Origin of the sequence: Colwellia psychrerythraea, assembly GCF_000764185.1 — a bacterium.
Taxonomy (GTDB): domain Bacteria; phylum Pseudomonadota; class Gammaproteobacteria; order Enterobacterales; family Alteromonadaceae; genus Colwellia; species Colwellia psychrerythraea_B.
In genome coordinates this window covers 139555-148696 of record NZ_JQEC01000075.1, presented here as the reverse complement: position 1 = coordinate 148696, position 9142 = coordinate 139555, and the positions used below count along the sequence as shown (strand labels likewise).

The window sequence follows — 9142 nt, the reverse complement described above, 5'->3', positions numbered from 1 at the left end:
CATATAAAGTCACCGTCAATACTTACCGAAAAATAATATAAAGGGATTTTTAAGTGTTTTTGTATTTATTGGTTGACACAAGCGAGTAAAGTCTTTAAAAATAGTACTAATTAAAATAATTTAAGTTTTTGCTAAATTCGTATGATTTATAAAATAATTGTCCTCAATGTCGTCCTCTTAGTCGTAGTGGTGCTTTCATCACTAGCGGGGATACCTTGTGCTTAGCAAAAATTATTAAGCAGTAATATCAAGAAACCCTCGCTCTTTTTAAGACCGAGGGTTTTTTATTATCTCAACATTTATTAATTCAATTTTAAAATATTATTTACAATAAAATAATCAAGGTGATGGTATGACAACAGAACTTTTTACTGGTGCTGAGATGGTAGTTAAATCACTGTCTGCGCTGAAGGTTAAATACATTTTCGGTTACCCCGGTGGTTCCGTTTTAGATATATACGATGCTATATTTCAACAAGATGAAATTGAGCATATTCTGGTACGCCATGAACAAGCGGCCACACATATGGCTGATGGCTATACCAGAGCAACCGGAGAGGTTGGCGTGGTATTAGCAACTTCAGGGCCTGGCGCGACCAACTGCATTACTGGCATAGCTACCGCCTATATGGACTCAATCCCTATGGTTGTACTTGCCGGACAAGTAGCAACGTCACTTATCGGTAATGATGCTTTTCAAGAAACTGATATCATTGGTTGTACTCGGCCTATCATCAAGCACAGCTTTAACTGTCGGACCTTAGCGGATATTCCTATTGCCATAGCCAAAGCATTTTATTTATCAAATACGGGTAGACCGGGTCCTGTAGTGGTTGAGTTACCTAAAGATATTTTAATTCCACAGAACAAGGGACCTTTTAATATCGAAACTGATATTAAAATGCGCTCCTACAACCCAAATGTTAAAGGTCACGCCAAGCAAATCAAAAAAGCAGCACAAACTATTGCTCATGCCAAAAAGCTAGTGGTCTATTCTGGAGGTGGTATTGTCATATCTGATTCAGCTAAATTGCTCACTGAACTAGTAGAAACACTTAAGGCGCCAATAACAAATACCTTAATGGGACTTGGTGGAATTTCAGGTACCCATAAACAATTTGTTGGCATGTTAGGCATGCATGGCAGTCTTGAAGCAAATAAAACTATGGCTAATGCTGACGTTATTTTAGCTTTAGGAGCTCGTTTTGATGACAGGGTCACTAATAATGTTGAGAAATTCTGCCCCAATGCCACCATTATTCATGTAGACATTGACCCAACCTCTATTTCTAAAACGATTAATGCTCATATTCCGGTTGTTGGATTAGTGGAAATAGTTATGCAGCAGTTATTGGATGAATTAAAGGAAATTAATTTTACCCCTGACGAAAAAGCGTTAAGCCAATGGTGGCAACAAATTAACTTATGGCGCGCAGTCAAAAGTAACAGTTATGATGAAAATCCTGGTGACAAAATAAAACCACAACGCGTGGTTGAAGCCATGTATAAAATAACTAAGGGTGAAGCATATGTTTGCTCTGATGTTGGTCAACACCAGATGTTTGCTGCGCAATATTATCCATTTGAAAAACCACGTCAATGGATCAACTCAGGTGGTTTAGGCACTATGGGGTTTGGTTTACCTGCGGCTATGGGCGTGAAGTTAGCCTTTCCAGACAAACACGTTATTTGTATTACGGGTGATGGCTCTATTCAAATGAATATTCAAGAGCTTTCTACTTGTTCACAATACAATTTACCTGTGGTTATTGTTACTTTAAATAACCGCTCACTTGGCATGGTTAGACAATGGCAAGACATGGTTTATGGCGGTCGTCACTCTTCTTCTTATATGGAGTCTTTACCTGACTTTGTCAAAATTGCTGAAGCTTATGGTCATGTCGGCATTCAAATCGACACCTTGGATGAGTTGGATGAAAAATTAACCCAAGCTTTTAATATCAAAGACCGCTTAGTTTTTGTCGATGTCATGGTTGATGAGAAAGAGCATGTATACCCGATGCAAATTCGTACCGGTGCTATTGACGAAATGTGGTTAAAGAAAGGAGTTAAAGCATAATGCGTAGAATTTTAGCTATTTTAATGGAAAACGAACCGGGATCATTATCACGTATCGTTGGTTTATTTTCTCAACGCGCTTTTAATATTGAAAGCTTAACCGTTGCGCCAACTGATGATAATAGTTTATCCCGTATGACCATTGCCACTAAAGGTGATGACAAGGTGTTAGAGCAAATTGTTAAACAAGTAAATAAGCTTATTGATGTCATTAAAATCACAGACATTACTGATAGAAAACATATCGAACGTGAATTACTATTGGTAAAAGTCGGTGCTATGAATGATAAAACTCGCACTGAAGTAACACGGATAACGGAAATATTTCGCGGTAATATCATTGATATTGGCAAACAAGTTTATACGGTGCAACTTACCGGTAATGCAGAAAAGCTCAATGCTTTTATTGATGCCTTACAAAATGAGACTGAAATTATTGAAACAGCTCGTTCAGGTTGTGTTGGTATGGCCCGTGGAGATAAAGCACTACGTATTTAACTAGTAAAAACTAACAAAGGGGCATCATGTCTCTTTGTTAGTTATAAATACCGTTATAAATATACTTACAAATATTAAAGCAAACCTTAGCGCTTTCCTTGTGGTCACTTTTAAATTGGAAAACTAAACAACAGACGAAAAGCACTAAAGTTTTTACTATAACGATAACTTAACCCTAGCCTTTCAATTCCCGCCCAAGAATAGCCTATAGTTTTAGCGAACTTCAAAGTGAAACCAAACTCCAAGCTATTGGTTAGCGTGACATTTCTTTCTTCATCAAAACTTTGTGTGCGTGCAGTTAAAAAATCAACTTCACTAAAGTACCAAAAAGCCGTGGCAAAAACTCTCGGCTGAAACTGATAACCGAATACCTGGTATTGTAGTGGCAACCCAGAGTCTATGCCTATTTGCAGCGCAGCATAAGAATCCTGAGCCTCATAACCGTTACCATCATAACTGGCATAATAAATTCTATTTGCCCAAATGGAGTCATAATTTTTTATATCAAACTCAAAAAGTGCAGACACCCCGCTAGAGAAAACACTAACCCCTTTATCTGTGGTGAGATTTCGGCCATAGCCTAGGTCAATATAACTCTGTATTTGCCAGTCTTGATTGTATTGATAATTAAAAGCCAAACCAGGGGTGAAGGTGACTGTGCCAACCTCATCAGGGAATTCAAGATCGGGCAAGTCTGCTAAACCAAAATCAAAAAATCCAACCGAAACGGGTAAACGTAATCCATAAGTAGTTTTACCTTTCTGACCAATTTCATACGAAAAAGGCATACTGATCAAGCTCGCATGTTGCCCTGTGGTTCGATAGATACCACTACCTAAGTAATTAGCATAGGCATAGTGCACTGGCTCTATCTCTTGTGCTTTGACAACCACTAAGCTTTGTATAGCAAATAATAACAGTATGAAAAAACTGTATTTGATAAACATATTTACAATGGCCATTTCTAGTCTGTGATTCGAATATAGCTTAAATAACGCTGATGAATATCACGTACGTAATTTACCGGCTCTCGACCCCGTACATAACCAAAACGTGCTTTTTTATAATATTGACGACGTTGCAGTAATAACATTGCCTTTTCAACATTGTTAAACCATTTGTCACTTCTTAACCCCAGCTGCCTTGCTAAACGTTGTGCATCTTTTACATGGCCAAATCCGGCATTGTATGAGGCAAGTGAAAAGAATATTTGCTCTTGTACAGGTAAGTCTTTAGAAAATCTATCTCGCGTCCAGTCTAAATATTGCACACCTGAAGCAATAGCCTGTTCTGGATCTTTTAAATTTTCGACACCAAGCTCTCGTGCTGTTCGGGGTAACATTTGCATTAAGCCAAAAGCACCCGTTGAGTTAGTGGCTAGGGGATCAAACCGGCTCTCTTGATACATTTGTGAAACGATCAAACGCCAATCAAAATTATAAGGCTGAACATAAGTGCGCACTATATCGTCATAGGGTGATAACGTAGAGCCTGAAACTAAACGGTGTTTTTTATGGCTCTCTTGTAACTTTTCATTATGGAAATACTTATTCTTAACCACATTATAAAAAGTACCGCGATAGTACTTTCTAATAAATTCATTTAAATAAGCCAGTAATTGTGGATTACCTTGCCTAACTAAGTAGGCATAAGGCACATCTTCTTTAAAGGTTAATGGCGTTATTATTTGTGAGCGAAAACTACTCTCAATGGCAATCAAATTACTATCAGCAATGGTTAAGTCAATTTCTTTATCGGCAACTTGACCAATTAAAATTTCTGTTGCTATATCTTCATTAGCGAGAACAATATTTGCGCCATAATCTTTCGCTAACATTTGTCCTGTTGTCCAAAAGCTACTACTCTTTCTGATGGTAATGGTACGACCTTTTAGATCAGAAAGTTCATTGATAGGCAAGCTATCTTGGTGAGCGACTAATTGCTCTTTTACCCGGTTATAACGCAGACTCGTCACTAATTTTTCTTTAGCTATTTGTGCTTTTCTTGCATCGGTTCTAGACAAACCAGCGGCAATTATATCGCCTTTACCTGCGGCTAATAAGGCCAACATTTCTTCATAACTATCAGCCACAACAATAACCAGTTTTACCTTGTGATTATCCGCAAACTTACGCATCAATTCATATTCAAAGCCGAGTAATTCACCTCGCCACAAAAAATAGGTTTCAGGGCTGTTTCGAGTAATAACGCGCAGGGGAAGTTTATCTTTTCTTAACTGTTTAAAGTCAATAGTACGTTCTGGCTCTATGACCTGCATCACGTGATGAACTGAAATAAATTCATTCAGTTCATGTAAGAAACTATCATTACCTAAATTCACTGCCCACGCGAGGTTGACGGCTTTAGGCAAAGTAAATACATTTTGAATATCATTACGATATTGTTTTAAGGTTTCTAAAGCAAAGCCGTCAATAACTGCATATTCCACAGTGCCATCAGCAATACTATCAGCCACTTCTTGTGAACTAACTTTCTTTTCAACGATATTAACTTGCCAATGGGGAAATTGCTTATTAACACTGTCAATATAAGCGGAGCCAACAGATAGGGAAATATTATTATCGTCATACTCGTTAAAGCTATGTTTACCGGCTTTAGCAATAACAACCTCCTTATCACGCAATAACGGATAGGAAAAACTGAATTTATTTAAACGATTAGCCGTTATGGTTAAGTGCCTAGGGATAATGTCAACGTCAAAAGTTGATAGTTTGGCAAACATGTCGGCTAAGTTACTCACTCTCAACCAGTTGATTTTTAAGCCTCGCTCATCGGCAAAGCCTTGTAATAGCGTAGTGTGATAGGCACTGGTCGAGCCTGCTCGAGGTAAAGCTGATTCTAACTGCCAATCAAGTTTTACCGCATTGATATAGCCTGATTCTTTAATTTCAGACCATGTCCTGGCTGCAGTTCTTTTTTCTACAACTTTTTTCAGTGGAAGTTTTAACTTGTCTTTACTACCGTTAGGATTACTTTCCTTGCTAAGAGCGGCTTTAGCACCCTCCTCTTCTGAGGGCGCATCTTGACAACCTGCTAAGGTAAGTAGCATAAAAAAACTTGCGACTACTATTGCAACTAACTGTTTATTCATCAAATATGCCCTAATTCATGAAGTTTATATTTTTATATAAGACTAACAGATCTTACAAAAAAAAAGCCAGTAGTAAGTGTAGATAACTTATTACTGGCTTCATTCACAAAAGGTTCAGCTTTTGATACTGCTTTTCTTTAGGCTACTTACTGATTTTAGCCCAAGTATCTCGTAAACCTACGGTGCGGTTAAACACTAATTCACCAGGCACTTTAATATCATTATCCAAACAGAAATAACCTTGACGCTCAAACTGGTAAGCACTTTCAGCTTTGGCATCGGCTAATGACGGCTCAACTTTAGCGCCAGTAATCGTGACTAACGACTCAGGATTGATAACTGACTTATAATCATCTTCTGCCGCAGGATTAGGTACAGTAAATAGCCTATCATATAAGCGCACTGTAGCATTCAGTGACTTATCGGCGTCAACCCAATGAATAACCCCTTTAGGTTTAGTACCATCCGTTGGGTTTTTACCCAAGGTATCTTCATTGTAGTTACAGTAAACAGTGGTAACATTACCCTGGTCATCTTTATCGCAACGTGTTGCCGTAACAACATATGCGCCACGTAAACGTACTGCTTTATCTATAACCAAACGTTTGTACTTCTTGTTTGCTTCCTCTCTAAAATCTTCAGCTTCGATATAAAGTTCTTTAGAAAATGGCACTATTCTTGTACCTTTCTCGTCATCACTTGGATGATTTTTAACAATAAGCTCTTCACTTTTATCTTCCGGGTAGTTTTCAATCACTAATTTAATAGGATCTAAAACAGCCATAGCACGTGGCGCATTATCATTTAAATCTTCACGAATACAAGCTTCCAAAACGCTCATTTCAATGGTGTTTTCCATTTTAGTTACACCGATGCGCTTGGCAAACTCTCGCATTGATGCCGGCGTATAACCTCGACGACGAAAAGCGGCAATCGTTGGCATACGAGGGTCATCCCAACTTTCAACTAAATGTTCATCAACTAATGAATTTAATAAACGCTTACTCATCAAAGTATATTCAAGGTTTAAACGTGAAAACTCATATTGATGTGGCGTAGAAGGTACTGATACATTTTCAATAACCCAGTCGTATAAACGTCGGTTATCTTGAAACTCTAAGGTACAAATAGAATGAGTGATGCCTTCAAGTGCATCAGATAAACAATGAGTAAAGTCATACATTGGGTAAATGCACCACTTATCCCCTGTTTGGTGATGATTAACAAAACGCACGCGGTAAATAATAGGATCACGCATACACATAAAGCTTGAGCTCATGTCTATTTTGGCACGCAATGAACAAATGCCTTCTTCAAACTCACCATTTTTCATTTTGGCAAATAAGGCTAAGTTTTCTGCAACTGAGGTCTCGCGATAAGGGCTATTTTTACCGGGTTTATTCAAGGTACCACGATATTCACGGGTTTCATCGCTATTTAAGAAACACACATACGCTAAACCTTTTTCAATAAGCTCAACCGCAAAACCATGTAATTGCTCAAAGTAATTAGACGAATAATTAATCTCGCCTGCCCACTCAAAACCTAACCACTTCACATCTTTTTGAATGGCATGAACGTAGTCAATGTCTTCTTTTTCAGGGTTGGTATCATCAAAACGTAAATTACATTTGCCGTTATAATCTTGGGCAATGCCAAAATTCAAACAAATAGCTTTGGCGTGGCCAATATGTAAAAAACCGTTTGGCTCTGGTGGAAAACGTGTTTGCACACTGGTATGTTTACCACTATCTAAATCAGCATCAATGATATTACGAATAAAGTTTGTTGGGCGGTTTTCGGTATCCGACATGAAAATAAACCTCTGAAAAGAACCTAAGACAAGCGGATTAATTGATTGGTCCGCTTGCTACAAGCTTGGTATAAAGTGCATTTACGCACAAAGATTTTGCCATTATAGCAAGTGTTTACGGGGGAGAATAGCGTTACATAAGAGTATATTGCTTAATATACTCAGTGCTTTATTGAAGTGATAAACATAATCCTGCCAATGGATGTATTTCGTTCTCAATTAGTCCTTAAGGTTTAAGTTTATCATTGTGATTTAGCGCCTAGTTACAGAGGAAATTAACACGCATAAATAAGAAAAAACTCACCTTGGTCTTTTTCTATTTTGATAAGTTTATCAATATGATGTTGCTCAACTTCCGTGCCTTTAGTCAACATTGGGTTTTTATCGGTATTAACAATATCTCTAGTTAAGGTCATACCTTCTCGTAAATCACTGCTATTTAACAAATAGTCTACTTTACCTTCCTTTGAACTTGGCTGCTCTGCTAAGACGGTTAAGTATTGATTAACCAAACTAGGGTCAAACATAGTCTTAGCTAATTCTTTAATACGGTGCTTGGCTTCTACAGTAGGCGTTTTAAGCTGTGTTTGACGGCCATTGACTAAATTATCATACATAGAAACGATAGCAATAATGCGCGAGCCTAATGGGATTTCTTCTGCGGCTAAATGCTCAGGAGCAGTATTACCATTATAGCTGGCGGGGATGTTCTTTATTATTTCGGCAACAAAGGAAAGCTCATCAACTTTATTGAGTAGCTCATAACTTTTCTGATAAAAAACACCGTAGAGATTTTTTTCCTGTTGCGACATAGTTTCAACAGACTTATTCAGTAAACATTGTTCAAGTGCTAACTTTCCGGTTTCATATAATAAACCAGCAATATAGATCTGAAAAATGGTGAGTTTATTGCAACCTTGTTTTTCTGCAATTAGCCGAGCATGAGCAGCAACACGAAAGTTGTGGCGAGTAACATCTTGTGTATGTAAACAAATTGTTTCTGCATAAATATCGATGAAAGTTGAAAAAGTTTTTTTAAGTCGACCAAAGCTATTCGCTTCACGGGTAGAGATCAGCTGTAATTTTTGTTGAGTTTTATTGGTTTCTAATTCAAGTGAGCTATTAATAAGTGATAGTTCAGCATTTTTAGCTAAATTAACTTTTAATAATTGCTTAGTTTTTCTTTCATTGATAAATAGTTCATAAGCATTTTTCAGCTCTGCAATTAACTCCTCGTTATCCCATGGTTTTGAAAAATAGTGAGATATTTTCCCTTCGTTAACGGCTGTCACGGTTAAATTAATATCGGCATGGCCGGTTAACAAAAACCGTTTACACTGGCCATTAATTTCAATAATTTTACCCAAAAAGGTAGCCCCGTCCATAACCGGCATTCTCATATCTGTCAGAATGAGTGGAATATTCGGGTTATCTCGGTAAAAGCCTATGGCTTCATTAGCATCTGAAAATAAATACAATTGAAAATGTTTACGTAACACACGGTTTAATGCGTTAAGTACTTCCTTTTCATCATCAAGTATTAGTAATGAAGGTTTATCCATTTATTATCCCTTGGTTATCGACCATCAATTAAGTGTTATATAAAACTAATTGTACAATTATTACCGTAAATTATAGCT

At 37.5% G+C, this 9142-nt stretch carries 6 protein-coding genes; 2 read left to right on the top strand and 4 right to left on the bottom strand.

From position 1 onward, the window contains the following. The first annotated feature begins 352 nt into the window (after positions 1 to 352). Positions 353 to 2080: an acetolactate synthase 3 large subunit gene (locus GAB14E_RS00020; RefSeq protein WP_033084677.1), complete on the top strand. Its 1728-nt coding sequence runs from the start codon at positions 353 to 355 to the stop codon at positions 2078 to 2080. After that, positions 2080 to 2577, top strand: a complete 498-nt coding sequence (gene ilvN, locus GAB14E_RS00025; RefSeq protein ID WP_033084676.1) for an acetolactate synthase small subunit — start codon at positions 2080 to 2082, stop codon at positions 2575 to 2577. Before GAB14E_RS00020 ends, ilvN begins: the two co-directional genes overlap by 1 nt. 110 nt (positions 2578 to 2687) lie before the next feature. Here ilvN and GAB14E_RS00030 read toward each other — a convergent pair whose 3' ends face one another. The 4 genes from GAB14E_RS00030 to GAB14E_RS00045 all read right to left on the bottom strand — a co-directional run bounded on the left by GAB14E_RS00030 (position 2688) and on the right by GAB14E_RS00045 (position 9064). Continuing rightward, positions 2688 to 3539, bottom strand: coding sequence for a hypothetical protein (locus GAB14E_RS00030; protein WP_231562139.1), 852 nt, complete (start codon positions 3537 to 3539; stop codon positions 2688 to 2690). A gap of 2 nt (positions 3540 to 3541) precedes the next feature. Further along, positions 3542 to 5689 carry a transporter substrate-binding domain-containing protein gene (locus GAB14E_RS00035; RefSeq protein ID WP_033084675.1) on the bottom strand — a complete coding sequence of 716 codons (2148 nt, stop codon included), beginning with the start codon at positions 5687 to 5689 and terminating at the stop codon, positions 3542 to 3544. 142 nt (positions 5690 to 5831) lie between these two features. Next, a complete protein-coding gene (gene glnS, locus GAB14E_RS00040; RefSeq protein ID WP_033084674.1) occupies positions 5832 to 7502 on the bottom strand; it encodes a glutamine--tRNA ligase in 1671 nt (556 codons plus the stop codon). A 275-nt stretch (positions 7503 to 7777) separates the two neighbouring features. Further along, positions 7778 to 9064: an HD domain-containing phosphohydrolase gene (locus tag GAB14E_RS00045; RefSeq protein WP_033084673.1), complete on the bottom strand. Its 1287-nt coding sequence runs from the start codon at positions 9062 to 9064 to the stop codon at positions 7778 to 7780. Between the last annotated feature and the right edge of the window lie 78 nt (positions 9065 to 9142).